At 69.5% G+C, this 26,874-nt stretch carries 22 protein-coding genes; 9 read left to right on the forward strand and 13 right to left on the reverse strand.

What is annotated here, in order from left to right:
• Window positions 1-5 precede the first annotated feature (5 nt).
• The 7 genes from ACWGSK_RS24845 (at window position 6) to ACWGSK_RS24875 (ending at window position 9,102) form a co-directional block, all read left to right on the forward strand.
• The gene (locus tag ACWGSK_RS24845) at window positions 6-944 is read left to right on the forward strand and encodes a carbohydrate ABC transporter permease (protein WP_358514229.1); all 939 of its coding nucleotides are present in this window, start codon (window positions 6-8) and stop codon (window positions 942-944) included.
• Window positions 944-1,813, forward strand: coding sequence for a carbohydrate ABC transporter permease (locus ACWGSK_RS24850; protein ID WP_452456883.1), 870 nt, complete (start codon window positions 944-946; stop codon window positions 1,811-1,813). The genes ACWGSK_RS24845 and ACWGSK_RS24850 overlap by 1 nt, the downstream gene beginning before the upstream one ends.
• Before the next feature lie 183 nt (window positions 1,814-1,996).
• Window positions 1,997-3,253, forward strand: coding sequence for a sensor histidine kinase (locus ACWGSK_RS24855; protein WP_452456884.1), 1,257 nt, complete (start codon window positions 1,997-1,999; stop codon window positions 3,251-3,253).
• 167 nt (window positions 3,254-3,420) lie between these two features.
• Window positions 3,421-3,786, forward strand: coding sequence for a cupin domain-containing protein (locus tag ACWGSK_RS24860; protein ID WP_452456885.1), 366 nt, complete (start codon window positions 3,421-3,423; stop codon window positions 3,784-3,786).
• A 142-nt stretch (window positions 3,787-3,928) separates the two neighbouring features.
• Window positions 3,929-5,395, forward strand: coding sequence for a nitronate monooxygenase (locus ACWGSK_RS24865; protein ID WP_452456886.1), 1,467 nt, complete (start codon window positions 3,929-3,931; stop codon window positions 5,393-5,395).
• Between the two features lie 685 nt (window positions 5,396-6,080).
• Entirely contained in the window at window positions 6,081-7,445 is a 1,365-nt protein-coding gene (locus tag ACWGSK_RS24870) for a DUF222 domain-containing protein (protein WP_452456887.1), read from the forward strand.
• 856 nt (window positions 7,446-8,301) lie between these two features.
• Entirely contained in the window at window positions 8,302-9,102 is an 801-nt protein-coding gene (locus ACWGSK_RS24875) for an SAM-dependent methyltransferase (protein WP_452456888.1), read from the forward strand.
• Window positions 9,103-9,166: 64 nt separating this feature from the next.
• On the opposite strand, the gene ACWGSK_RS24880 is transcribed toward ACWGSK_RS24875, so the two are convergent.
• From ACWGSK_RS24880 to ACWGSK_RS24905, 6 genes are all read right to left on the reverse strand, one after another.
• Window positions 9,167-9,997, reverse strand: coding sequence for an SDR family oxidoreductase (locus ACWGSK_RS24880; protein WP_358515029.1), 831 nt, complete (start codon window positions 9,995-9,997; stop codon window positions 9,167-9,169).
• 1 nt (window position 9,998) lies between these two features.
• Complete coding sequence (locus tag ACWGSK_RS24885) at window positions 9,999-11,189, reverse strand: NAD(P)/FAD-dependent oxidoreductase (RefSeq protein ID WP_358515026.1); 1,191 nt, start codon at window positions 11,187-11,189, stop codon at window positions 9,999-10,001.
• On the reverse strand, window positions 11,186-11,425 hold the full coding sequence (locus tag ACWGSK_RS24890) for a ferredoxin (RefSeq protein WP_452456889.1): 240 nt from the start codon (window positions 11,423-11,425) through the stop codon (window positions 11,186-11,188). The genes ACWGSK_RS24885 and ACWGSK_RS24890 overlap by 4 nt, the downstream gene beginning before the upstream one ends.
• Window positions 11,422-12,663, reverse strand: coding sequence for a cytochrome P450 (locus ACWGSK_RS24895; protein ID WP_452456890.1), 1,242 nt, complete (start codon window positions 12,661-12,663; stop codon window positions 11,422-11,424). Before ACWGSK_RS24895 ends, ACWGSK_RS24890 begins: the two co-directional genes overlap by 4 nt.
• A gap of 122 nt (window positions 12,664-12,785) precedes the next feature.
• Window positions 12,786-13,466: a response regulator transcription factor gene (locus ACWGSK_RS24900; RefSeq protein WP_358515017.1), complete on the reverse strand. Its 681-nt coding sequence runs from the start codon at window positions 13,464-13,466 to the stop codon at window positions 12,786-12,788.
• A 107-nt stretch (window positions 13,467-13,573) separates the two neighbouring features.
• Complete coding sequence (locus ACWGSK_RS24905) at window positions 13,574-14,050, reverse strand: MarR family winged helix-turn-helix transcriptional regulator (protein WP_358515014.1); 477 nt, start codon at window positions 14,048-14,050, stop codon at window positions 13,574-13,576.
• A gap of 189 nt (window positions 14,051-14,239) precedes the next feature.
• Between ACWGSK_RS24905 and ACWGSK_RS24910 the strand changes: the two genes are divergently transcribed.
• Both ACWGSK_RS24910 and ACWGSK_RS24915 read left to right on the forward strand, forming a co-directional pair.
• A complete protein-coding gene (locus ACWGSK_RS24910; protein WP_358515011.1) occupies window positions 14,240-16,072 on the forward strand; it encodes a flavin-containing monooxygenase in 1,833 nt (610 codons plus the stop codon).
• Window positions 16,069-17,088, forward strand: a complete 1,020-nt coding sequence (locus ACWGSK_RS24915) for an SMP-30/gluconolactonase/LRE family protein (protein WP_358515009.1) — start codon at window positions 16,069-16,071, stop codon at window positions 17,086-17,088. The genes ACWGSK_RS24910 and ACWGSK_RS24915 overlap by 4 nt, the downstream gene beginning before the upstream one ends.
• Window positions 17,089-17,151: 63 nt before the next feature.
• On the opposite strand, the gene ACWGSK_RS24920 is transcribed toward ACWGSK_RS24915, so the two are convergent.
• The 7 genes from ACWGSK_RS24920 to ACWGSK_RS24950 all read right to left on the reverse strand — a co-directional run bounded on the left by ACWGSK_RS24920 (window position 17,152) and on the right by ACWGSK_RS24950 (window position 26,819).
• The gene (locus ACWGSK_RS24920; protein ID WP_452456891.1) at window positions 17,152-18,099 is read right to left on the reverse strand and encodes an FkbM family methyltransferase; all 948 of its coding nucleotides are present in this window, start codon (window positions 18,097-18,099) and stop codon (window positions 17,152-17,154) included.
• A gap of 39 nt (window positions 18,100-18,138) precedes the next feature.
• The gene (locus ACWGSK_RS24925) at window positions 18,139-18,693 is read right to left on the reverse strand and encodes a TOPRIM nucleotidyl transferase/hydrolase domain-containing protein (protein ID WP_452456892.1); all 555 of its coding nucleotides are present in this window, start codon (window positions 18,691-18,693) and stop codon (window positions 18,139-18,141) included.
• Window positions 18,694-18,794: 101 nt separating this feature from the next.
• Window positions 18,795-19,877, reverse strand: coding sequence for a hypothetical protein (locus ACWGSK_RS24930; RefSeq protein WP_452456893.1), 1,083 nt, complete (start codon window positions 19,875-19,877; stop codon window positions 18,795-18,797).
• Complete coding sequence (locus ACWGSK_RS24935) at window positions 19,874-20,878, reverse strand: TIR domain-containing protein (protein ID WP_452456894.1); 1,005 nt, start codon at window positions 20,876-20,878, stop codon at window positions 19,874-19,876. The genes ACWGSK_RS24930 and ACWGSK_RS24935 overlap by 4 nt, the downstream gene beginning before the upstream one ends.
• A gap of 14 nt (window positions 20,879-20,892) precedes the next feature.
• On the reverse strand, window positions 20,893-24,774 hold the full coding sequence (fxsT, locus tag ACWGSK_RS24940) for an FxSxx-COOH system tetratricopeptide repeat protein (protein ID WP_452456895.1): 3,882 nt from the start codon (window positions 24,772-24,774) through the stop codon (window positions 20,893-20,895).
• A 285-nt stretch (window positions 24,775-25,059) separates the two neighbouring features.
• Window positions 25,060-26,217: a PrsW family intramembrane metalloprotease gene (locus tag ACWGSK_RS24945; RefSeq protein ID WP_452456896.1), complete on the reverse strand. Its 1,158-nt coding sequence runs from the start codon at window positions 26,215-26,217 to the stop codon at window positions 25,060-25,062.
• The gene (locus ACWGSK_RS24950; protein WP_452456897.1) at window positions 26,214-26,819 is read right to left on the reverse strand and encodes a hypothetical protein; all 606 of its coding nucleotides are present in this window, start codon (window positions 26,817-26,819) and stop codon (window positions 26,214-26,216) included. Before ACWGSK_RS24950 ends, ACWGSK_RS24945 begins: the two co-directional genes overlap by 4 nt.
• Window positions 26,820-26,874 lie beyond the last annotated feature (55 nt).

Below are 26,874 nucleotides of genomic sequence, written 5' to 3' on the forward strand. Positions count from 1 at the left end.
ACCGGATGTCCACCACCACTCTCGTGGCCGGCGGGGGAACAGCCACATCGCGTCCCTCGCCGGCCCGCACCAACAGGCGTCGCCGCCTGACCGGGTTCCTGTTCCTGGCGCCTTTGTTGATCGTCAACGTCCTGGTGATCGCCGGACCGGCGCTGACCTCGGTGGCGTACTCGTTCACCGACTGGGACGGGATCAACACCCCGTCCTTCGTCGGGTGGGAGAACTACGCCGCGTTGGCCGGGGACGAAGCCTTCGTCAACGCGCTCGGCCACAACCTGTTGTGGACGTTGTTCTTCCTCACGGTGCCCATGAGCATGGGCCTGTTGGGCGCCTACCTGCTCAGCCGTATCCGCCGGGGGCGGCTCCTCTTCCAGACCCTGTTCTTCATTCCGTACGTGGTGGCCACGGTCGTCTCGGCGGCCGTGTGGCGGCAGATCCTCAGCCCGACGGCCGGGATCATCCCCGTCCTGGATTCCTTCGGGGTGCCGGGGATGGACGGCCTCAACCCGCTCGGTGACCCGGAACTGGCGCTGGGCGCCATCGCCCTCATCAACAACTGGCAGTGGTGGGGCTTCCTGGTCATGCTCTTCCTGGCGGCCATGCAGTCGGTCAACCCGGCCCTGTACGAGGCGGCCCGGCTGGACGGGGCGGGACGCTGGCGCGAGTTCTGGCACGTCACCCTGCCGGGCATCAGGCCGACCCTGGTCTTTCTGCTGCTGATGACCATCATCTGGTCGTTCCTGGTCTTCGACTACGTCTACATCCTCACCCAGGGCGGCCCCGCCGGTTCCACGGACATGCTGAGCACCCTGCTCTACCGAACGGCGTTCGGTGAGGGGCGCGCCGGTCACGCCTCCGCCGTAGGCGTCGTCATGGCCCTGATCAGTGCCACCACCATCGCCGGTTATCTCGTGCTCCGGCGCCGACTGCGCTGGGAGGTGTGATGACGTCCGTATCGGAACGGCGCGCGCCGCGAAGGCGACGTGCGACCTCCTCCCGGGGTGGTGGGCCGCTCGTCTACCTGGTTCTCGTACTACTGGCCCTGTACGCCATCGGCCCGATCCTGGTCCTGCTCTTCAGCTCGCTGAAGAACCCGGCCGAGATCAGCACCAACCCGATGGGGCCGCCCGCCGAGGCGATGTGGGACAACTTCCTCACCGCCTGGCAGAACGCGAACATGGCGGCGGGCCTGTCCAACAGCCTGGTCATCGTGCTCGCCACGGCGACCGGGGTGTGCCTGATCTCCGGAATGGCCGCCTACGCCATGGTCCGGTTGGACATCCCGGCCCCCGGCGCGCTCACGATGTACCTCCTGGTGGTGACGGCGCTGCCCATCCAGCTCTTCCTCGTTCCGCTGGTGAACTGGTGGACGCGGTTGGGCCTGTACGACACGCAGATCGGGCTCATCCTGATCTACTGGGCGATCTACAGCCCGTTCAGCACCCTGCTGCTCAGGTCGTACCTCATCGCCATCCCGCCCGACTACGAGGCGGCAGCCCGCATGGACGGGGCGGGGGAGGCGACGGTGTTCTTCCGCATCGTGCTGCCCCTCATCTGGCCCGGTGTGATCACCGCCGGCCTGGTCGCCGCGCTCCAGGCCTACAACGAGTTCCTCCTCGCGGTCACCTTCATCCAGGACAACGAGGCCCTCCCGGTGTCGATCTCGTTGTACTCCTTCCAGCAGGGCTTCACCGTCAACTACGCCCTGGTGAGCGCGGCCGGGATCATCATGATCCTGCCCGTACTGGTGTTGTTCCTGGTCCTGCAACGTCGTTTCGTGGAGGGCTACGCCTCCACCGGCATGGCGAACTGACCATCAGGGGCGGCCCTCGGGCCGTCCGATCCGCGGATCGAGAGGCGGCCACCGTCCTGGGCCGTCGTCTCGGCCGACTGGGGGGGGATCCGGGGCCCGGATGGCGCACCATCCGGGCCCCGAACCCGTACACGATCGAGCACGGGACGGGGACCTCTTATACTCGGGCCGATGATGGGGCGGATGAGCGAGCGGACGGACCGGGTCAAGGCGCTGGCGCGGCGGAACGGGATGTGGTGGTGGAACCGTCGGTTGCGCATCGCCGACTGGTGTTTCGCCCTGTTCACGCTGCCCTTCAGCGGGGTGGCGATGCTGGTCGGGATCACCGGGGAACTGGGTCTGCTCTCCACACCGCTCACAGACTTCCTCTCCTCGTTCGCGGGAGAGCGCTGGTGGTTGCTGGGCCTGGGTGCGCTGTGCTTCGTGGTGCCCGGGGTCCTGGCCTCGCTGACGATGTTGTGGCGGCGCAGTGCCCCGAGGTGGCTGTTGCCGGCCGGGCTGCTGATGTTGGCGCTGTACGGCAACCCGATCCCGCTGATGGTGGGTCTGTACTCCTACCCGGCCCACTTCGACGACCGCAGGGTTCTCGCCCTCTGGTTCACGCTGGGCTGTGTGGCCCACGGGGTCGTCTTCCACACCACGGTGGCCCAATACGTGATGACCGGGGTCTTCGTCTTCGCCATGCCCACGGTCGCCGGTTTGTGGATCGGTACGCGGCGTGAGTTGGTGGAGCGGTTGCGTGAGCGTGCGGAGCGGTTGGAGCGTGAGCAGCACATGATGGCCGAGCAGGCGATCACGGCGGAGCGGACGCGGATCGCGCGGGAGATGCATGATGTGGTGGCGCATCGGGTGAGTTTGATGGTGTTGCACGCGGGTGGGTTGGAGGTGTCGTCCGTTGATGAGCGGACCGAGCGGGCGGCGGGGTTGATCCGTACCACGGGGCGTGAGGCGTTGACGGAGTTGCGTGGCATCTTGGGTGTGTTGCGTGAGGAGGAGGGGCAGGCGGCTCCCACGGCTCCGCAGCCGGTGTTGGCGGATGTGGCGGGGTTGGTGGCGCAGTGGCGTGGTGCGGGGATGGACGTGGAGTGCGAGCACGCCGGGGGGCGTGGTGAGTCGCCTTTGGCGGTGCAGCGTACGGCGTTTCGGGTGGTGCAGGAGGCGTTGACCAACGCGGCCAAGCACGCCACGGGTGCTCGGGTGCGGGTGTGGTTGCACCACGGGGTGGACCGGTTGGAGGTGGAGGTGGCCAACGGTCCGGTGCCGGGTGTGGTGGACCCGGCGCCGCGTAGCGGGTTCGGGTTGACGGGTCTGCGGGAGCGGGTGGCTTTGGCGGGTGGGGAGATCAGTGCGGGTCCCTGCCCCGACGGCGGATGGCGCCTGCGGGCCCTGCTGTCCACCGAGGAGGGTACGGAGGTCGAGGCCGAACCCGCCCCGGCATAGGACTTCCGTGGCCTCGACGGCACCTCCGGATAGGGCCCCCGGGCCGACGGCCGAGGGATCGGTACGGGGTGGCGGCCCTATTTTTGCCAACCTGGGTTGTATAAACTCCTGTCGCTACCGAGAGTGACGGCGGGGCGCCAAGGGACGGTGCCCGAGGAAAGGGCACGATGAGCGAGCACGCGAGTCCGAACGGCACGATCGACCTGAAAGCCCTGGCCGACGACCTACTGGGGAAGGCACGAGGGGCGCACGCCCACCGGGCCGCGACCACGGTGTACGGCGACCGGGACTCCCTGTTGCGCCAGACCGCGTTGGCCCTGCTCAAGGACACCGAACTGGCCGAGCACGAAAGCCCGCCGGAGGCGACGCTACAGGTGCTCACCGGCAGGATCCGGCTGAACGGACAGGGACGCGAATGGGAGCTCACCGGCGGGGAGATCGTGCCGATCCCGCCCGAACGCCACTCCGTGACCGCGCTGGAGGACAGCGTCTTCCTGCTGAGCGTGCGCCGTGAACCCGCGGGGGAGCGGTGAGCACGACCCCCGACACGTCCACCTGACCCCGCCACGAGGGGACCTTCCGATCCGGTGACCGGGACGGAGGACCCCTCGCTCCCGGGGCCGGTGTGCTCGAAGCTGGTCGGACCGCCTGCCCTCACCCACAGGAGTGTCCGCCATGCCCACCGGTTCCACCACCGGCGTACTACCCGCCGTCATCCAGGGCGGCATGGGGGTCGGGGTGTCCGGATGGCGGCTCGCCCGCGCCGTCGCGCGCACCGGCCAACTCGGCGTGGTCTCGGGGGTCGCCCTCGACGCCCAGCTCGCCCGCCGACTCCAACTCGGCGACCCGGCGGGGGACATGCGCCGAGCGCTGTCCCACTTCCCCGACCAGGGCACCGTCTCCCGGATCGTGGACCGGTACTTCGTGCCCGGCGGGATACCGGACGGCCGCCCGTTCCGCCCGGTGCCCCGACTCGGCCTGCGCCCGAACCGGGCCCGTGACGAACTCACGGTCGCGGGCAACTTCGTCGAGGTGTGGCTGGCCAAGGAGGGCCACGACGGGCCCGTCGGCGTCAACTACATGGAGAAGATCCAACTCGCGACCCAACCCGCCGCCTACGGGGCGATGCTGGCGGGGGTCGACCACGTCCTGGTGGGCGCGGGGATCCCCGGCGAGATCCCGGGGCTGCTCGACGCCCTGAGCACGCACTCGGCCACCGAACTCACGGTCGCAGTGGAGGGATCGCAGGAGCGGCACACCGTCGCCTTCGACCCGACCGGCCTCGCCGGACCCGCGCCCCGAAGCCTGGCCCGACCGCGTTTCCTGGCGATCGTCGCCTCCACGGTGCTCGCCCAGTACCTGCACCGTTCCCCGGCCACCCGCCCGGACGGGTTCGTGCTGGAGACCCATCGGGCCGGCGGTCACAGCGCCCCGCCACGGCGCCGGAACGGGCTCAGCGAGGGGGGAGAGCCGGTGTACGGACCGCGCGACGCGATCGACGTCGCCAAGGTCGCCGTGCTCGGACTTCCCTTCTGGCTCGCCGGCGGCCAGGCCACACCGAGGGGACTGGCGGCGGCACGCGGCGAGGGCGCGGCGGGCGTGCAGGTCGGAACCGTCTTCGCGCTGGCCCGGGAATCGGGGCTGACCCCCGGTCTGCGGCAGGGGCTCCTGACCCGAGGGAAGGCCGGAACCCTTCAGGTGCGCAACGACCCCCTGGCCTCGCCCACCGGCTTCCCGTTCAAAGTGGCCCGGGTGCCGGACACCCTCTCTGACGAGGGGGAGTTCGCCCTGCGCCCCCGCCTGTGCGACCTCGGTTTCCTACGCACCCCGTTCCGCAAGGACAACGGCACGATCGGCTACCGCTGCCCCGCCGAACCCGTCGACGCCTACGTCCGCAAGGGCGGGGCGAAGGAGGACACCGACGGGCGCCGCTGTCTGTGCAACGCCCTGACCGCCAACGTGGGCTTGCAACAGCATCGCCCCGGTGGCTACGTCGAACCGCCGCTGCTCACCTTGGGCCAGGATCTGGACTTCCTCCCCGACCTGCTGCGCCACGCCGGTCCGGATTTCTCCGCCGCCGACGTCGTCGACTACCTGCTGCCGAAGCAGGAGGCCCATGCCCCAACGCCCCTGGATGAGTGATTCCAAGGGGTGGGCGTGGTGGTGGCGGCCGGTGGTGGTTGGTGGAGTGCCTCGGGTCTCTGGCTCTTGGGGTTGTTCGGGTGGTTGGTGGGGCGCCTCGGGTAGAGGCTCTTCCGGTGGTCTGGCGGGGTGGGGGTGGGTTCTCCCTCCTTCCCCGCCGCGTGATTGTTGCCGCCCGCACCGCACGCGTCAAGGCGATGGTGTGTGCTGTGGCGCTGTGGTGGGTGGCCTTGACCCGTGCGGTGCGGGCGGCGGTTTGGCGGCTATCGGGGAAGGGGGGAGAGTGGTTGGGGTCCCAACGGCCCCGGGCTTCGCCCGGTCCGGCCGTAGCCGGCCGGATCCCTTCCCGCCCGTCTGGCTTTCTCGTGGGCCGCGTCGCCATTACGTGACGGGTCCGGTCACGAAGGGCCCGCTACAGGTCGAGTGGGTGGTGGGGCGTCCCTGCGGTAGCCACCTCCGGTGAAGCTCTCTCCCCGATGACGCTTCTTGCTCGTAGCGCCATTATGGGCACCCAATAATGGTGCTACGGGAAAGATCAAAACCTGGAGCACCTTCGATTCCGTGTTGTGGATAATCCGAAATGACCACCCTGTCTATGGTAGGCGCGTTCGCCGTCCTGGAAATAGGTTGAATAAACTGGCGGGTAGGCCTGCCATTCCCTGGGGTGTTCGCATATAATCAGAGTATGAGCTTTCCTCCCAGCACACCGCGCCCGACCGGGAACACCCCGGTCGATCAGGCGATGGCGGGTGCGCGGGAGATCGCGGTGGAATTCTCCGAACGGGATATCCCGTTCGGGTGCGAAGCCGAGGCGCTCGCACAGTTCGGCCGCCTCAACCAGGAAACAGACCGGATCCGCTACGGGATGCTGCCCGCCCTGGCCCGCATGGAAGCCACCGGCGCCCTGCTGGAAGAGGGCGGCCAGCGCAGCATCCAAGCCTGGATCACCCACCAGTGGGGAACCTCTCCGGCCGAGGCCAAGAGCCTTGCCACCCTCGCCCGGGCGTTGTACAAGCAGCAGCTGCCCTTGGTGGAAGAGGCCTTCCAGGACAGTGTTCTGTCGCTGGGTGAAGCGTGCACCATCGCGACCTCCACCGAAAAAGCCACCGCAGAGTGGGCGAAGGTCCTGGAATCAGCGGATGAGGTATTCCGTGCGGAGCGTCCTTCGGTGGAGGGGTTTCGGGCCCGGTTGGAATACGGGCTGATCGCTTACAAACACGAACGCCCGCAGGCCTCGGTGCGCCAGTTGCGGGACGCGGCGAAATGGTTCGTCGCCCGCCTGGACCCGGAAAAGGCCGACCGGGACTTTGACGAAACCTTCGAAAAACGCGGCGCCCAATTCTCCCCGACTTTCGAGTCCGGGTTCCTGTTGCGGATGTGGGGGCCGGGGGCCGACAACGAGCTCATCCAGGCCGCTTTGAAGGCTTACACCGAGCCGTACGGGCCCGATAACGCTGCTGTGCCGAAGCATCAGCGCACCTATGACGCGATGATGCGGATCTTCGAGACCGCTCTGGGCCACCGGGAGTGCGCCAAAGCCCCCCAGGCCCTAGCCACGTTGAACATCACCGTCCCCCTCAAGCGGTTCCTCGGAGACGACACCGCTGAACCGGCCGTCACGGAGGATGGTGTGGTCATCCCCGATCAGATGGTGTCCCGCCTGACCCCCAACAGCTGGCTGCGCCGGTTCGTGACCGACGCCCAGGGCCGCACCCTGCTGGACGTGGGGCGCAAGCAGCGGTGCGCTCCGGACCCGGTCCGCCAGGCGGCAGGGTTCAAGAAGTCCTACTGCGAGTGGCACCAGGGCTGTGACGTGCCGCGTAGCTGGTCGCAGTTCGACCACATCGTGCCCTTCTCCCAGGGTGGGGCCACGAGCTCGGACAACATGCAGATCTTGTGCGCGACCCACAATCGGCTCAAGCACCGGTTGCAGGCCAAGGTGAACCGGAAGATCTGGGAACACCACCACGCCCAGAACCACCAAGAAGCAGGCAAGGACAGCGGATCCGGGGATGGGGAAGGAGAGCCGGCCCCAGCCACCGCCCTCTAACCACCACCCACTTCCACCACGCGTTTCCGCCAGGTGGAACACCACCCCGACGAGAACACCCCCAAGTGGGTGTCAGACCCCAAGGGCCCGTGCCCTGTGGGGATATCGGCATGCCCCCACCACGAACCCCCCGCCCAGAGCCATAACCCGGGACCACGGTGGCTCCCATGGGGGGGTGTCGGCAGCACACCTGCCGACACCGGACCTACTGCGGCCACCCGCCCTACCGGTGCCACCCCCAGCACAGGTACTGGCGCTGGCACTGGCACTGGCGCCGGGGGGCTACCCCCACTGCGGACACGGCACCGGGTAGCAGCACCTGGGTTACTCCCACCAGCACTGCCCGCCACTGCTACCGGCCCGCCGGTACCGGGGACTGCTGTGGGCCTCGGCGTGGTCTTGCTACCAGTGCCGGCTACCGCTGGGACGCGTCCCGCCCCGTGCCTCACCTGTAGCGGGCCCTTCGTGACCGGACCGGTCACGTAGTGGCGACGCGGCCCACGAGAAAGCCAGACGGGCGGGAAGGGATCCGGCCGGCTACGGCCGGAGTGGGCCGCAGGCCCACAGGGCCCGTTGGGACCTCAACCACTTTCCCCCCTTCCCCGATAGCCGCCAAACCGCCGCCCGCACCGCACGGGTCAAGGCCACCCACCACAGCTCCACAGAACACAACATCGCCTTGACGCGTGCGGTGCGGGCGGCAACAATCACGCGGCGGGGAAGGAGGGAGAACCCACCCCCACCCCGCCAGGCCACCGGAAGAGCCTCTACCCGAGGCGCCCCACCGGCCACCAGACACCCCTTGGAATCACTCATCTAGGATGAGCCGGACCAGACCCCCCGAAGAACGGTCCCCATGGCTTCCACACCCCCCATCGACACCTCACAGTCCCATTCCGCCCGGATCTGGAACTACTGGCTGGGCGGCAAGGACAACTACCCCGTCGACCGGGAAGCGGGCGACGGGATCGTCGCCGTCCTGCCCGAGATCGTCGACATCGCCGTCGCCACCAGGGCGGTCCTGGTCCGCATGGTCACCCACCTGGTGGAGGAGGCGGGCATCGACCAGTTCCTGGACATCGGGACCGGCCTGCCGACCGCGAACAACACCCACGAGGTCGCCCAGGCGGCGAACCCGGCCGCCCGGGTGGTCTACGTCGACAACGACCCGCTCGTGCTCGTGCTCGCGCACGCCCGCGCGCTGCTCGCCGGCACCCCGGAAGGGGCGACCGACTACGTCCACGCCGACCTGCGCGACCCGGCCGCGATCCTGGAGCAGGCGGCCCGGACCCTGGACCTGCAACGCCCGGTCGCGATCACGCTGTTCGGCGTACTGCCGTTCGTCGGCGAGGACACCGAGGCGAAGCGGATCATCGACCACCTCATGGAAGCGTTGCCCCCGGGCAGCCACCTGGCGATCGTGCACAGCACCAGCGCCGTGACCGGTGAGGGCATGGAGGAAGCGGTGCGCCGCTGGAACGAGGCGGGCTCGGCCGTCTACCACCTGCGCACCCCGGAGCGGATCACCGCCCTGTTCGACGGCCTGGAACTCGTCGAGCCCGGCGTGGTCTCGTGCCCCCTGTGGCGCCCCGAACCCCCCGAAGTCGGACGGGCCCGAGAGATGGACGAGTTCTGCGGCCTCGCCCGCAAGCGGTAGGACCGAGAGAGCGCCCCGGCGCGCGGCGAGGCGTGTCGGGGCGCTCACGAGGGCGGTACCGGCCCTATCCGGTGGGGCGATGGTGGCGGATCCAGGCCGCCTGGCCGCCGTCCACCAGCAGGTCCGTCCCGGTGATGTACCGGGAGTCGGTCCCGGAGAGGAACGCGATGGCCTCGGCGATCTCACCAGGGGTGCCGCTGCGGCCGATGCCGCAGGCCCGCAACATCTCCACCATGTGGTCCCCCGTGGCGGACTCGGCCTCGGCCGCCGCCATGGGGGTGGCGATCACCCCCGGGCTGATGGTGTTCAGTCTCGCGCCCCGACGGTTCCACGCAAGGGCCGCCGCTTGGACACGAACCTGGTTGGCCCGTTTGGCGACGATGTAGGCGCTGACGCCGTCGTCGATGGACCTCACCGGGTCCAGGGACAGGAGCTCATCCGTGGGAACGGTGGCCAGGGCGTGCTCGTCCTCGGCGCTCAGCGAGGCATGGTGACCCGCCATGCTGGCCACGCAGACCAGGGACGTTCCGCGCGAGGCCACGGACTCGAACACGTCGATGACGTGCGCGGTACCGACCAGGTCCACACGCAGGATCGCCTCCACCGTCGCGGTGGCGGCGGAGACACCGGCGGTGTGCACGATCGAGACGATCCCGCCCTCCCGCCGCGCCACGCGCGCCAGTTCCTCCACCGAGGACCGGTCGGAGACGTCCGTGAGGACGCCCAAGACGTCGTAACCCGTCTCCCGCAGGGAGGCCACGACCCGCTCCAGCCGGTCCTGTGAACGGTCGGCGAGCACCAACCGGCGCCCGTTTCCCAGACGACGCGCGATCGCCTCGCCCATGCCACCGGTTCCGGTGACGACGACCACCTCGGGTTCGTCGGACATCTCCATCTCAGGCCACCTTCCTCGTCGGTTCGGACGGGGCCGGGGGACCCTCGTCCCAGGCCGCGCCTCGTGCGATGGCTTGGCGCCACGACCGCAGGGTCCTGGGCGAAACCCCCGCGGCGATCACCCCGGACAGCCGGTCACCGGTGCGATAGGCGACGATGAACCGGCGCTCGTCGAGGTCGCCCTCGACCAGGGCGACCTCGTCGTGACCGCGTAGGTATCCGTACGCTTGGAGTTTCACGTCGTACTGGTCGGACCAGAAGTAGGGCACCGGGGCGAACGGTCGCCCCTGGGAGCCGCGGAGCAGGTTCCGGGCGGCGGCCATGCCCTGTTCGGCCGCGTGCGTGCGGTGTTCCACGCGCATGGAAACGCCGAAGAGCGGGTTGTGCCAGCGGGCGACGTCGCCCGCCGCGTACACACCCGGTGCGGCCGAGCAGTACTCGTCGCACACCAGGCCGTCGTCCAGGCGCAGCCCGCTGTCCTCCAACCAGTCCGTGTTGGGCACCGAACCCACGCTGAACAGCACCTCGTCGGCCTCGATCACCTCGCCGCCCATCAGCCGCACCCCCTCGTCGGTCACCTCCGCCACGCCGGTTCCGGTGCGCAGCTCCACGCCGTGCTCCAGGTGCAGCGTCGAGAGCATCCGTCCCACGTCCTCGCCCACGGCATGGGCCAGGGGGACGGGCGCAGGTTCGACCAGGGTGACCCGGCAGCCGATACCCCGTGCCGAGGCGGCGGCCTCGGCACCGAGGAACCCCGCGCCGATCACCAGGAGGTGGCGTCCCGGTTCCAGCCGGGACCGCAGGTTCAGGGCGTCGTCGAGGGTGCGCAGGAGGTGGCCGCGCGCGGTGGGCAGCGCGCGCGGCCGGACCCCGGTGGCGACGATCAGCCCGTCGTAGGGGAGTGCCTCCCCGGAGGCGATCCTCACGGTGCGGGCGTGGGTGTCCAACCCGATCGCCTTGGTGCCGAGCCGCAGTTCCACGTTCAGGGCCGACAGGTCCTCGTCGGAACGGAGTGGGAGCCGATCCTCCCGCCACGTGCGCGACAGGATCTGCTTCGACAGGGGTGGCCTGTCGTAGGGCGCGTGGGGTTCGTCCCCGATGAGGGTGACGTCTCCTTCGAAGCCCTCCCGGCGCAGGGTCTCGGCGGCGGCCAGCCCCGCAGCGGAGGCCCCGACCACGACGACGCGGTTCATTCCCGCACCAGTCGCAGTGCCGCCGCCGGGCAGATCGCCACGGCCTCGCTCACCTGGTCGTACAGTTCCTCGGGCGGGTGGGGGTCGAGCACGACCGCGACCCCGTCCTCATCGCGTTGGTCGAAGACGTCGGGTGCTTCCACGACGCACTGCCCCGACGCCACGCACTTGGGTTCGTCCAGTTCCACTCGCATGGTGCTCTCGCTTTCTCGTTGTTCGGTGTGCTCGTGTGTCACCAGGTGACGGGCAGGGAGCGCAGGCCGTAGGCCACGCCCTCGAAGGCGAAGTCGACCTCCTCGAACGGCACCGCCAGGTTCAGGGTGGGGACACGCCGGAACAGGGTGCCGAACACGGCCTGGAGTTCGACCCGGGCCAGTGTCTGGCCCAGACACTGATGGGCCCCGTAACCGAAGGCATGGTGCTTGCGGGCCGGCCGGGAGAGGTCGAGGGTGTCGGGCTCCGGGAACGCCTCGGCGTCCCAGTCGGCGGTGGCCAGGTCGAAGATGACGCCGTCCCCGGCCGGAATGACCTGCCCGCCGACCTCGATGTCCTCCAGCGCGACCCGACGGATCCCCGTGTGCACGATCGTCAGGTACCGCAGCAGCTCCTCGACCGCGCCGGCCACGACCTTGGGGTCCTCGGTGGTGCGCAGCACCTCCAACTGTTCCGGGTTTCGCAGCAGCAGGAGCGTGCCCAGCGAGATCATGTTGGCGCTGGTCTCGTGTCCGGCGATGAGGATGGCCGATCCCATGATCACGGCCTCCTCGCGGGTCATCCGGCCCTCGTTGACGTGCCCGGCCATCTCCGAGAGCACGTCGTCCGCCGGGTCCGTCCTCTTTTCGTCCAACAGCTCGCCCAGGTATCCGGACAGCGCCGCGTTGGAGGCCCGCACCTCCTCGGGGGTGGAGGTGTGGCTGACCCCGACGGTGCTGTGGCGGTGGAAGAACTCGTGGTCGGCGTAGGGCACGCCCAGGAGCGCGGTGATGACCAGGGTCGGGACCGGAAGGCTGATCGCGGTGACCAGGTCGGCGGGCCTGGGGCCGGCCAACAGGTCGTCGATCAGTCCGTCGAGCAGCCGCTGGATGGTCGGGCGCAGCGCCTCGACACGCTTGACCGTGAAGGGCAGGTTGACCAGACGGCGCAGCCGGGTGTGCTCCGGGGCGTCGGTGTTGGTGATCAGCTCCGGCAGGTGCGGTGCGATCTCGGCCCGACCCCGGGTCATGTGGGGGTAGTTCGGCAGCTTCTCGTCGATGCTCAGCCTGGGATCGGTGAGCAGGGCTCGCTGGTCGGCGTGCCGGGTCATCAACCACGGGGTGCTCCCGTCCCAGATCCGAACCCTGGCCACCGGTTCCCGCTCGGTCAGCGCACGCAGCTGCGGAGCGGGGCTGAACGGACAACCCTCCTGCCTGGCCGCGGGGTACTCGGTCACCGATCGCGCGGATGCGTCGCCCCGCGGGGTGGCGGTGTCGGTCATACGTCTCCTCTGGTCGCTTTTCGATGAGGCAACCAAGGAGGCCTGACGTCGGGCGGACACGAACCTGACGGGAGGCTGACGTGAGGTGGATCACTGCCGGGCGCGAGCGCGCGGGGTGGGGCTCAGCGGTCCCGGCCTTCGAGCGCGTAGCCGAAGCCCCGGTGGGTGCGGATCAGGTTCGGCCCGTCCCCGTCCACCTTGCGGCGTAGCCGCGAGACGAGCCGTTCGATCGCGTTGTCCCCACGGAGTTCGCCCCAGAGGTGGTCGGCGATGTGCTCCTTGGACAGCACCCTGCCGGAGTTGACCATCAGGTAGCGCAGTAGTCGGTACTCGGCGGGGGTGAGGTCCAGTTCGCGCTCTCCTCGGTGGGCCCGACACGAGGTGTCGTCCAGGATCAGGTCGCCGTAACGGAGCAGGGGTTCGGAGCGGCCCGCGCTCCGCCCGCGGATCAGCAGCCACACCCGCGCGAGGAGTTCGGGGACCCGGACGGGATCGGCGATGTAGTCCTCCCCGCTCAGTCCGACCTCGGGCAGCACGGTGTCGAGGAACCTCTCGCTCACCATGAACAACACCGGTGGTCCACCGACGCCACGGCGTCGCCGCGGGATCTCCGGCAGGTCCGGAAGCGTCGTGTCCACGAGGACGAGGTCCAGGCCGCCACGCCCCATGCGATCGATGGCGGCGTCGCCGGTGTCGATGACGTCCACCCCGTATCCGGCCAGTTCGAGTGTCGGGCACAGGACGTCCACGACCTCAGGGTCGCGAGCGACCACAAGGATGTGCTCACCGTTGCCACGGCGCATGTACCGCCCCCGTGTGAGGAGATTCGGGAAGGAAGGATCACGCAAGACCATAGCGAGCGCCGAGTCCTCGTACGATCACTTACGGTCGCGGGAGCGCGGTCGGATGGTCATTCCGTGTCGTCCATCAGCGCGATCTGTTCGCTGACCGCACGGAACCCCTGTTCCAGGGCGCGCAGGTCCTCGACCCGGAGCCGGACGAGGATGTCGGAGCGGAAGGGGCGGGTCACCAGCAGGCGACGCACGACCGAGGTCCCCAGGGGGGTGGCGTGCACGCGGCGGACCCGGTGGTCGTCGGGGTCCAGGGTGCGCGCGGCCACGCCCTGGGAGACGAGCCGGTCGAGCATGGTGGACATCGACGCCATCGATACACCGAAGGAGGCGGCCAGGTCCCTTCCTGTCGCGCCCTTCCCCGAGGTGACCAGGAGCATCAGCACCCGAAGCTGCGGGATGGTCAGGCTCATCTTGATCAGGTACTGCAGGAGGTTGGCCAGTACGGCCTCCTCCATCTGCCCGTTCAGGCGCTCGATCTCGTGCAGGAGGTGCTCCCGCTCGTGTTCGTCCTGTTCAACACCCTCATGCGGCATGTCGCAATGATAGGGCGCCCGATGCGCGTGACGCTCGATACCAATAATGCTTAGCATCATGCTAACCTTCGTCGCGCACAGATTCTCCACACGTAGTGACGGTGAGTGACAAATCCCTGCGGCACATCCGCCATCGGCGACGTGTTCGCGCACCCACGGTGACACGTCGACCATCGAATGAGGACGGCCATGAGCGCACCCTCCGAAGCGACGCAGAGCCAGGAAACCCCTGACCAGGACGTCGATCTGGAATCCCTCCGCGAACGGTACGCACTGGAGCGGGAACGCCGGATCCGCCCCGACGGCACCGGCCAGTACCGGCCCACCACGGGCGAGTTCGGCTACTACGCCACCGACCCCTACACTCCCCGCGTCGAACGCGAACCCGTGAACGACACGGTGGAGGTGCTCGTGATCGGCGGCGGCTTCGGCGGGCTCACCACCGGGGCCCGGCTCCGGCAGGTCGGCGTCGAGTCGATCCGGATGATGGACGAGGCCGGTGACTTCGGCGGCACCTGGTACTGGAACCGTTACCCCGGTATCCACTGCGACATCGAGTCCTACTCCTACATGCCCTTGTTGGAGGAGGTCGGCTACGTCCCGAAGTGGCGTTACGCCCCCGGCGAGGAGATCCGCCGGCACGCCGTGGCCATCGCCGAGACCTTCGGCCTGTACCGGGACGCGCTGTTCCACACCCGCGCGACCTCGATGGACTGGAACGAGGACGAGGGCGTGTGGGAGGTGGCCACCGACCGGGGCGACCACATGCGCGCCCGCTACGTCATCACCTCCTCGGGCACCCTCAGCCGTCCCAAACTCCCCGGGATCCCGGGCATCGAGAACTTCCGGGGCCACACCTTCCACACCAGCCGCTGGGACTACGGCTATACCGCGGGAGACCCGGACGGTGGCCTCGTCGGCCTCGCCGACAAGAAGGTCGCGGTGGTGGGCACCGGGGCGACCGGGGTGCAGGTCATCCCGCACCTGGGCCGCGACGCGGAGCACCTGTACGTCTTCCAGCGCACCCCCTCCTCGGTGGACGTGCGCGACAACCGACCCACCGACGAGGAGTGGTCGGCCTCCCTGCGACCGGGCTGGCAGCGCGAGCGCATGGAGAACTTCCTGGCGGTCGTCTCCGGTGAACCGGTCGAGACCGACCTGACCAAGGACGGCTGGACCGCGACGGCCCGGCTCCAGCGCAAGATGATCTCCGGTGCGCTGGACACCGGCGTCTGCGCGCAAGAGCGCGAGCGCCTGGACGAGATCGCCGACGCCCGCACCATGAACCGGATTCGCGCCCGTGTGGACGAGGTCGTCCAGGACCCGGCCACGGCCGAGAGGCTCAAGCCCTGGTACCGGTACATGTGCAAGCGGCCCTGCTTCAGCGACCACTATCTCCAGACGTTCAACCGCCCCGACGTCACCCTCGTGGACACCGCCGACCACGGCGGCATCACCCGCATGACCGAGGACGCGATCGTGGTCGGCGAGACCGCCTACCCGGTCGACTGCGTCGTCTTCGCCACCGGGTTCGAGGTGGGTGTTTCGGGGGTGCTGTCCGGTGCCCTGCCGGTGCGCGGACGGAACGGCCAGGACCTCCTCGCCACGTGGAGTCGTGGCCCCAAGACCCTGCACGGCTTCTACAGTCCGGGGTTCCCGAACCTCTTCCACCTGGGGTCGTTGCAGAACGCCAACTCGGTCAACTTCGCGCACATCCTCCTGGAGCAGGCCGAGCACATCGCGGCCGTCATCGAAGGGGCGCGCAAGGTCGGGGCGGAGACGGTCGAACCCTCCTTGGAGGCGGCCGAGGAATGGGGGCGCGTGGTGAGGGAGAGCGCCCACGACAACTCCGATTTCCAGGCCGAGTGCACACCCGGTTACTACAACCGCGAGGGTGCCGGCACGGGCAGGAGCAACTCCTTCGGCCCGGGGCCGGTGGCCTTCCACCGGATCCTGCGCGAGTGGCGGAACACCCGCATGGACGAGGTCCTGGTCCCGGCGTCGCAGGTGAGCGACCGATGAGGGCGATCACGACCCGCGCGTTCGCCGCGCTCCTCCTGGTGGGAACGGTGGCAGGGTGCTCGGACCCGGAACCGGAGGCGACCGGACAGGAGACCGCGGGGGAGGGCGAACTCACGGCCGAACTCCTGACGCAGGTGACCTCGGTGCACGAGGAGACCGGCATGACACTCCTGGAAGGGCCCGTCTTCGCCCCCGACGGGGGCCTGCTCGTCGTCGACGTGCCCACGCCCGCGGGGGAACCCAAGGTGCTGCGGGTGGACACCGACACCGAGGAGGTGTCCACGGTCTTCACCGACGACACCGGCGCGTACACCTCCGCCCAGTTCGGCCCGCTCGACGACCGCCTGTACCTGACCGACTTCGCCGGGGGCGGGATCGTCTCCATGACCGCGGAGGGGGAGGACCTCGAGGTCTTCTTCTCCGGTGACGTCGACGGCGAACCGATGAACCCGGACGACCTCACCTTCGATGAGGCCGGGAACATGTACGTCAGTGACTCCGCCGGCTTCGACGCCCCCGCCTGGGAGGAACGGGGCAGGGTGGTCCGGATCGACGGGGAGACGGCCGAGGCGACCGTGCTGTCCGAGGACCTGCCCGCGCCCAACGGGATCGCCTTCACCCCGGACCACTCGGGCCTGTGGGTGGGGTTGTACGGGGCCAACCGGGTCGACCACTATGAGCTGAACGAGGACGGCACGCAGGTGCTGACCTCGCACGCGGCCATCCACTTCGACGGTGGTACCAGCCGGATCGATTCCATCGCGGTCGACGCCGACGGCAACCTCTACCAGGCCGTCCACGGCCAACCCCGGATCTTCGTGTACTCCTCGACCGGTGAGCATCTGGCCACGGTGAACGTGCCCGAGGAAGCGGCCTCCGGTCTGGACACGGCCACCAACGTGGCCATCGAACCCGGGACGACCGACGCCTACATGACGGTGAGCGGCGCGGACGGTGGGTTCGTCTACACCTTCGACGCGCTCGGCGAGGGTATCCGTCAGTCCAACGGCGGCTGATCCCCGCCCCTCGATCCGGTAACGCTCTTACGCCATTCCTGCGTTACCGGGTCGGACCGGGCGTCAGTCCTGGGAGAGGGACTCGGCGCGGACCATGACGCAGTCGAACTCCAGCACGCGGCCGGTGCTCTCCTCACGGGTGACCGGGTACATGCCGGTCACCTCGAAACCGTCCGCCTCGTACACGGCGATGGCCTCGGCCATGCGGGGCATGCCCTCGTAGATCTGCATCAGGGCCACCTCGGACTGTAGACCCACGAATTCCCCGATCCGCTTGCCCGCGCCCGCGTAGGCCTCCAGGTCGAAGCCCTGGGTGTCCATCTTCAGGTAGGGACGCGGGTTGTCGATCCCGGCGAGTGCCTCGTCCATGAGGCCGTCCAGGCGGCGCAGGTCGATCTTCTGGGTGTGCGTCTTCTGAAAGCGCTTGTACCGGGTGTTGCCGAACTCGCTGGCGCCCAACAACGAACTCATCGACCCCGGCACGACGTTGATCTCGGCGGTGCCGTCCTCACGGCCCAAAGCCATCTCGTGAACCTGCCAGTCGGGGTCCTCGGCGGCCACGGCGCGCAGCTTCGCCACCATGTCGGGGACCGGTTCGAAGGAGACGATCCGACCCCGGTAGCCGTGTGCGCGCAGGCTACGGCCGTACTGACCGATGTTGGCGCCCACGTCGAAGACGCAGTCGACCCGGTAGTGCCGCAGGACGGAGACCACGTGTCGGGTGCCCAGGTGGTTCTGTGCCCTCTTGTGCAGCGCGAGTTCGTCGGCGTCGCCCATGGACTCACGGGCGAGTAGTTCCGCGCCCGGTCCCAGGGGGGTTCGGGTCCAACCCTGGGGCGGAACGATGGGGCGGTGGCCGCTCTCACCTCGGGTGACCAGCCAGGAGCGTGACCCGGCCGGGGTGACCCGGTAGTCGCCGCGGCGTTCGAGCACGGCGGCCCCCGGACCGAGGTCGTGCACGTTGACCCGGCGGCTCAACAGGTCGAGTAGTCGGCGGCGTAGCGTCGGCATGGTTTTCCCAGTGGTCACTGTGAGTGGTGGTCTCGGACATTACGCGTGGTCGAGGGTTCTGTCGAGCGGTTCGGGGATATTCGTTGCCGACAGTGTCTCCACCAGGGCCCGGGCGTAGCGGATCTTGCGGCCGGCGGTGGTTCCCAGGAAGCGATGCAGCTGTTGTTCGGGCGCGCGATCGCGTTGGGCGGGCTGGTTGCGGAAGGTGCGCAAGGTGCGCAGGTCGCCCTGGGCCGTCACGACCCGTTCCACCCCGGCGATCCCGTGCGCCCGGATCAGTTCGTCCTCCAGGTCGGCCACGCACACGTGGAAACCGTGCGCCGTCGGATCGCCGCCCAGACCGGCCTTCTCCAAAGCGCTTCGGAAGTGGCTCTCCTCGCCGACGTCGTAGAGCCCGGCCAGGCGCAGACCCGGCCCGGGTGGCCCCAACCGCTGTATGAACCGGCCGATGTTGGTGGCCCCGCCCATGGACAGGATGGTGGTGCCCCGCGCGGCCAGGTCCAGGCCGCGTCGCTCGGCGAGGGCGGCCAGGGCCGCCCGGTCGCTGTCGCCCTCGACCAGGATCGCGGTCCGCGCTCGGTGGAGTGGTCCCATACCCGTCACCCTACGAAGGGTACGGCCGGCGTACTCGCTCAGGCCCGTTCGGTCGCCTCCGTGGGAAGGGCAGGGACAGGCCGACCTCGACCCCGCGCGGGTCAGGGCGGTGGGGACACGGTCTCCTTCGGATCGGTGCGACGCAGGCGATCGAAGACCAGATCGAAGGTGAAACCCGCGGCGAACCCCATCGGCACCACGAAGAACAGCAGCCGCCGCGCGTCCAGGTCCGCCAACAGCTCCGGCGCGGTCAGCAACTGCGCCGCCACGTAGGTCAGGACGGTCACCACCCCCGCGCCCAATCCGCGCGCGCAGGCCCGCAGCACCGTGGGAGAGGCCCCGAACGAGTCGCGGATCAACCCGCCGGAGACCGCCGCGCACATCGGTGCGCCGAGCAGCAGCGCCAGGGTGGCGGTCCCGGCCGGTCCGGGCCCGGGCACGAACACGATCGAGGCGAGCGCGGCCACCAGCAGCAGGATCGACGCGAGGAGCCCGCCCGACTCCGCCCACCGGTCCAGCCGTCGTGAACGCCGCCGGCGTCGCCGGCCCGCGGCCCACCGCCCCACCTGCGCGCGCAGCACTCCCACGACACGCTCCGCCGACCCGGTGGACCACGGCTCGCCGAGCACGTTCACGTCCGCTTCCAGGACGTGCTCCCCCGAACGGGGCAGGTCGGCCCACACCTGCCGGGCCCCGCCACCGAAGGCGGCCAAGGCGACGACCGGGATGTCCCGCGCCAACGCCAGGATCCCCGCCACCCTGGTCGTCCGTCCGCCGCCGACCAGGATCACCCCGTCCGTCTCCAACAGGGTCCGGTAGAAGGGGACCTCCCACTCCTCACCGATGTCGCGCACCGTCGTGATCCGTACCGACGCCCCCTCGGGCAGCTCCGGCGCGTACTCCTGGTGCCGTGCCTGGTGGGCCAGTACCCGGCCCCGAGGGGTGCCCGCCGCCGCGTATCCGCGCACCACGAGGGTCTCCGCGTAGTGGTCGCGGTCGGAGAACACCACCAGGTCGAAGGAGGCCAGGGCCAGCGCGCGCCCCAGCTCGTGGCAGGCCGCGCGTGCTCGGTCCAGGTCGCGCAGCGGCGGGTCGTACTCGCGCCGGGAGTCCAGGCTGCCGACCACGGCGATCCGGGGACGCCGGTCCGAGGAGGCGGCGGAATCGGGGGAGGGCGTGCTCAAGGTTCGAGGCTCCTTTCCGCTTCGGGGTCCGGACCGGGAACGGGGTCGGGGTCCAGGCTCGCCAAGGCGTCGGCCGCGTGGTCGATCCCGGTGGTCTCGCGCACGGCCTGGGAGAGCCAGGCGATGGTGTCCTCGGAACGGTGTTGGTGCGAGAGGTGCTCCACGAGCCGGCTCACCCGATCGAACCTCGGTTCGGTGACCGGCCAATGGAGGGGGTTCTGGGCCCGGCCGCCGCGCAGCTCGCCGAGCCTGCTCAGGAAGGCCCGCCACAGGTGTTCCTCGTCCAGGCCGGGTACATGGGACAACACGTGCGCCACCCGGCGCCTCAACGGATCCCCCGGCTCGATTTCCTCAAGGACACACTCCTTCGTGCGGAGGCCGGGGTCGCCCCCCTTCTTCGCCCGCGCCCGCGCGTCCCACGCCGGGCGTACCGAGGCGGCCTCGTCCAACGGAAGGGGCGGCAGGGGAGTGGCCGCGGCCCGGGCCACCAACCCACCGACCCGAAAACACAGTGCCCGGTAGTCGTCCGGGGAGGTGTACATCAGGTCCAGCACACCTCGGTCGGCGTGCCCGACCGGCTCCACCCAGTCCAGTCGCTGTCGTCCCCGGACCGCGATCGGCAACGGGCCGATCAGCGGGGTCCACACCAACGGAAGCAGCGGCTGGGCCGCCTCCCCGTTCACCGAGCCGTTCGACCGGAAGCGGCGCAGACGTTCCTCGAACACACCCCACTCCCGCGCGCACCACTCACTGTCGAGTTGGGTCTCGCTCAACAGCACCACCATCGTGGCGGCGGTCGCGCAGTGCTTCAGCAGCTCCTCGCGCCATCTGCCGCCCTGTTCCAGGGAGGGGCCGCTGAGCCCCGTGGCGTGGTCGTCGGTGTGCAGCCGCACCGCCCGCTCCAGGTCGGCGTGGAAACGCAGCACCTCCGCCCGGTCCGCCTTACGGCCGCCGTAGCTGGTGAAGAAGGTGCCGGGACGTTCGGGGGCGCCCTTGCCCATGGCCTCGTGAGTACTCAGATCTCCGGTACCTCCAAATCGATGTGGGCACGTGCGCTGAACGGGTCACCGGTGTGCCGGGCGGAGCTGTTGAGGTAGTTGGCGAAGGCGATCTCGGAGTGCGGGTGCTGTGGGCCGAAGCGCTCGCGCAGGGTCTCCTGGGTTCGCACGTCCAGTGCGACCGCCTCGGTGATCTCACCGGTGGCCACCAGGGTGTTGGCCCGGTTGACGGCCGCGCCCAGGGTGAGGGGGTGCCGTGGCCCCACCTGGTCGTCCTGCGCCAGCCCTTCGTGGGCCAGCCGCGCCTGTTCGGCGGCGTGCTCGGCCTCGCCGGCCCGGCAGGCGTAGGCGGCCAGGTTGGATCGGGCCACGAGGGTGAACGGGTGCCGTTCGCCGAAGGTCCGTTCGTACCCGTCCACGCAGGACTCCGCCCGCCGCCAGGCCGGTTCGAAACGGTCGTCGGCGGCCAGGCAGGCGGCCAGCTCCAGGCCCATCGCCAGACTCCGCGGGTGGTCCTCGCCGTACTCGTTCAGGTGTAGTTCCCTGGTCCGAAGGATCCGGCGCAACGCCTGATCGGATTCGCCGACCAGGCGCTCGGTGACCGCCAACTCCTTGCGGGCGTGCAGGGTGTGCGAGGACAACTCCCCGACGGTACGACGCAGCAGGTAGGCGGCCTGATGGATCTGGCGCTGGGCGATCACGTACTCGCCCATCCGGCGCCGGTAGGTCGCGGCGGCCGAGGACAGGATCCACGTGTGCGGATGTCCTTGGGGCAGCAGTTCCCGCGCGCCCCGGAACGCGTGGGCGGCGTTCTCCAGGGCGGGGCCGTACTCACCGGCCGCGGCCAGCGACAACGCCAGGTTGTGTTCGGCCAGCAGGGTGTGCTGGTGGTCGGGCCCGCGATCGTCGAGGTAGGCGTCGTAGGTCTTGCGGTCGTGGAGCAGGGCCTCCTGGAAGCGGCCGAGGGCGCGCAGGTCCGAACCCATCCCGCGCCGGGTCAACAGGGTGAACGGATGTGCCTCGCCCAGCACCTCCAACTGCAGGGCGAGGGTCCTGCTGTTGAGCCGATCCGCCGCGCGGTGATCGCCACGCGACCGGTGGACGTTGGCCAACTGGGTGGCCAGCCGGAGCCGGAGCTGGTCGCTTTCGCCGAAGGAGTCGGTCCAGGTCTCCAACAACGGCGCGCCCAGGCGCAACGCGGCCCCGAACTCGCTGCGCCTGTAGTGGTAGCGCACCTGGTTGACCAACCACCGGCGCACGTCGTCGTGGGCGCTGTGGTCGGCGCCGGAGGGGACGATGTGCCAGCGCAGGTGTTCGTACCGGTGATCGTGCCGGGTGTCGTCGGCCTCCTCGTCGTGCGGAGCGTAGGCCGCCAACAGCAGACGGGCCGCCTCCCGGAACCGGTCGCGTTCGCCCTCGGGGACGCGGTCGCGGACCACCTCCTGCACGGCCGGGTGCACCGAGAACGTCTTCAGGTGCCGGTCGTGGTGGAGCAGCAGCACCCGGGTGAGCTGGTAGTGGATGTGGTTGAAGTTGATCAGTCCGCTGCGGTATCGGGGGTCGGCCTCGCCGTACTCGGCGGCGGCGTGCGGCGAACGCAGCAGGTCCTCGGGGATGCCGTCCGGGGACAGGTGCGAGACCAGTCGGATCAGGCACAGACTCGCCGGGTGGTAGCCCTCGATCTCGTCCAGGGCCAGCGAACCGCTCAACCGTTCCTCGAACGAGCCCTCGCCCCGGGTGACGGACGGTTCGCGCTCGTCGAGCAACCGCACGTACTCGGTCACCGCCCGGACCCCGTCGTCGCGCCGTTGGGCGGAGTTCAGCCACTCCAGGGCGCGGTGCAGCAGGGCGGGCAGGTGACCCAGGCGTCGGGAGAGGCCGAGCGCGGTGGAGGTGTCCACCTCCGGGTACCGGTCGTCGAAGAGCTCCACGACCTCCTTCTCGGTGAAGGGTCCCACTTGCAGGCAGCGCCGGTGCCCGTAGGTCTCCCAGTCCCGGTGGTAGGAGGTGACGATGACGTGCCCGTGGTCGTGCGGGATGAGCGCGTCCAGGTCGCCGGGCGGCCCGGCGTTGTCGTAGACCAGCAGCCAACGGTGCACCGGTCGGCCCCGGCGCAGTGCGTCCAGCACGTGCTCCGGGCCCTCGATCCGCCGGTCGGGGTCGCCCGGGTCGTCGGGGGCGCGCCGGTTCAGTTCGGGCGCCAGGTCGGTCAGGGAGGCCTCGACCTTCTCCGACCGGTCGGCGGAGATCCACCGGATGAGGTCGTAGTCGCTGCGGAAGCGTCGGACGAACTCGCGCACGATCTCCGACTTGCCACTGCCCTGCATGCCCACCAGCACCACCGGTGGTTTGTCCTCCATCCCCTGGCCGAGCAGGTCGCGGATCCGCTCCAGGTGCCCCTCGCGGCCGCTGAAGTTCGGGTTGCCACTGGGCGCGTTGTTGATCCGCTCGGGGTTGGGCTCGCCGGGGTAGCGCGGTCCGTGTTCGGGCCCCAGTGAACGGCGGCTGTCGAAGGCCGGATCGAACCGGGCCAGGAGTGCGCGGCGGGAGTCCCGTTCCTCGCGGATGCGCAGGTTGAGCCACTCCGCCTCGGGGAAGTCGTCGGGCGGGGCGCCCTCCCCGATGGTCACCCCGAGCACCCGGTGCGCGCCGTTGGCGCCGTGGTCCTGTTCTCGTTCCAGGAGCCGTGCCAGGACGTCCATGGCGGGGGATCCGCGCAGGTGGGCGGAGACCAGAACCGTGACGACGCTGTTGGCCGGCGCGTGCGGTGGCGCGTCCGGGTCGCTCCTGGGCCGGACCACCCGGATGCCGACCCACTCCAGTTGGGCGCCGACCCAGTCGACCCACACCCGGTCACGGGGGTCGGCCACCAGGACCACCGACGTGACCGTCCCGTGCCGGATCTGCTCGAAGACCAGCTGGACCTGTTCGGTCTGCTCCTGGGTCAGGTGGCGTCCTCGGGGGACGTCGCCGTCGGTGAGCAGGGAGGTCAGGCGCTCGTAGGAGTGGAACAGGGAGTTGGGCGTCCTGGTCCGTTCCAGGAAGGCAGCCAGGGTGCGACGTTCGGCGATGGCCGCCTTGTAGGGGATCTCGGCCCGCCCCCAGTACCGCCACGGGTCGTCCTCGGGTACCTCGACGTAGGGGGCGAACCGGGCGTAGGTGGAGTCCAGGTGGGCGGCCAACTCGGGCAGGTCCTGGTCGACCCTGGTCAGCACCGGGTGGACGGGAACGTGGGGTGCCTCGGCCCGTAGGTCGGCGGTGATCCCCACGGCCTTGGTGACGGCGTTCTGGTTCAGGGGAAGGCACAGCACGACCTGGTCGGCCAGGAGTGTGGCGCACTGGCGTCCGAAGAGGCCGTTGCCGGGGGCGGTGTCCACCAGCACGTAGTCGAAACCGCTGTGCAGCAGGCGGGTGCGCAGCGCGCGCAGGAAGTGTCGGGCCGACGGGCTGGTCGCGAAGCGCGCGTTGTGGATGTTCTGTAGCAGGATCCGTTGTTCGGGGTCGCGTCCGCCGGGACCCAGGTAACCGATCTCCCCCTCGGGGACCCCGGGGATCACCGTCCATCGGCTCAGGCGGTCGATGCGGTGGTGCAGCTCGGTGCCCTGGCGGCACACCTGGGCCGGGTCGGCGCCCGGAACCTGGGTCTGGGCCATGATCTCGGTGACCATGTCGACGATCCCGTGTTGGGGCTCGCCGCGCAGGGTGAACAGCGGCGCGAAGTACTCCCGCAGCTCCGGATCGCGCAGGTGAAAGTCCACGAGCAGGACGCTGCGTCCGGTACTGGCGATGTTCCAGGCGATATTGGCCAGGGACGTGGTGCAGCTGCTTCCGGACAGGGGGGAGTGGAACACGAGGATCCGACCACTGGAGTTCGTCTCCCCGTTTTCTTTACTGGTCAACGCGGCTCCGGGATTTCCCATATCCGTTTCTCGTCGGGCGGGCCAAGGGTGTTCGGTCACTTTCTCCTGGGTATTTCGGGCGGGGTAGGGGTGTTCCCATTTTCGCGACCGGAGAATCCAGTGTGTATCGGAACGAGATCTCGAAGAAGGGGAGGAAGAAAAGGATGGGAATCATGTGGCGTGTGGGATGTTTGTTGTCCCTATTTGTCCGGAGAAGAAAGGGAGAAGAAAAAAGTGGGCCCCCGGCGTCGTGCCAAGGGCCCACCCGTGTCCACTCACTCCCGGTCACTCCCGGAACGGGACGCGGTGCTCCGAGGCCCGATCCTCGGCGAAATCCACCAGCCGTTCCTGCCGGCGCGCCACCGCCGGCCGCTCCGGGTGCGCCACGTGGCGCAGTTCCCTGCCGCGCCCGCGTCGGTCGGCCAGGGCCATCGCGGCGGAACGGCGCATCCCCAGCTCCTCGCCCTCCTCGGCCAGGGCCCGACGGACCCGGGATCGGTAGGTGTGCCGCACGACGAAGTAGACGGTCACCGCCATCAGGAACACCAACAGGGACTTGAGCACGGTTCCGGTGACTCCTCCCAGGATCGGGGAGTCGAAGAGCCAGTGCACGCCCATCGCGGCCAAGAGCAGTAGGGCCGCCCGCGACCCGTGTCGTCGACCGGGTCGCCACGACGCCGCGACCATCAGGCCGACCGCGGTGCCCGCCACCGCCGACATGGCCCAGTGCGAACCCAGACCGGTGATCCCCACCCGCAGCAGGAGGGTCTGGAGCACCGCGGCGGGTCCGTCGATGCCGCCCGTCATGGGGATCACGTTCATCGTGTAGGTGAAGTCCTCCACCAGTTGGAAGCCCAGACCCACCAAGGCGCCGATCACGAAACCGTCCACGGGCCCGCGCAACACACGCGGCGCCATGACGGCGATGAGGACGACCCCGGCGACCTTGATCAGTTCCTCGTTGACGGGAGCGCTCAACGCCGCGCCCCAGGCCTCACCGAACGACAGTCCGCCGAGGGTGTTCCAGATCGTCATCAGGTTGCTGTTGGCGATCAGCGCGAGTCCCACGGCGGCGGTCATGCCCCAGAGCAGGGCCAAGAGCGAGAAGGTCATCGACGGTGGTCGTACCGGGCGGATACGGCGCAGCAACCAGAAACCGATGACGCCGACCACGGTGAGTACCAGCGCCGACAGCACCGCCTCACCGAAGAACACCAGTACGGCCCCGAGGAGGCCGTTGACCATGATCGCGAACCCGGCCAGGCACAACAGTCCGAACACGACCGCGGTGACCAGGCGTGGGAGACTCCGGCGCCGAGACGAATCCTCATGTGGGGCGGGCAGCCGTTCGACGCCCTCTCGACCTTGACCCGAATCGCGGGGAGGGGGCACGTGCGCGTCCTTCCTTGACGGGATACCGGGTTCGGGACGTGCGTGGCTCATGCCCCTCCTCCCGTTCGGTCGAACCTGATGGACTGGAGGAGCTTCTCCGCGTCGGCCAGATCGCCTCCGCTGCCCTCGCCGACGGCCACGGACTCCACGGCGAAACCTCCGTTCGGGGAGGGGAAGAGGGTCGCGGTGCCGACGTCCTCGTTGCTGTGCAGGGTCCCGGTCAGGCCCTCGGCACCAGACTCGGCGGTCACCGGACGGGGATCGGTGAGGCTCGCGGAGGGGTCGCCCACCCGAACGACCTCGCGCATGCCCTCCCACAGCGCGGTCTCCGACGACCTCTCGGGCGGGGTGACCACGGTGACCCGTAGCCGTACCGGTCCATTGCCGAACTGGTACTGCTGCCCGGCGCTACTGGAACCCGGGTGCAGCTCCCACCCGTCGGCGAAGGTCAGTTTCGCCTGGTACCCGGAACCGGTGGCGATCACCATGCTGTGCCCGGACTTCACGGGCGTGGTGGCGGGCAGGGCGGTGTTCACCGCGGCCCACCCGCCGACCAGGATCGCGATCGCGGCGACGGCGATCCCCAGGGGGAACCATCCGCCGCGCGGTCCGCGCGGCCTCGCGTGTCGAAGCGTCGTGCTCTCCTCCACCATCGTGCCCCCTCGCTGTGCGATGTGTATTCACCAGCGAAGCATCGAGCCGGGCCCC

The organism is Nocardiopsis sp. NPDC055551 (assembly GCF_053619415.1).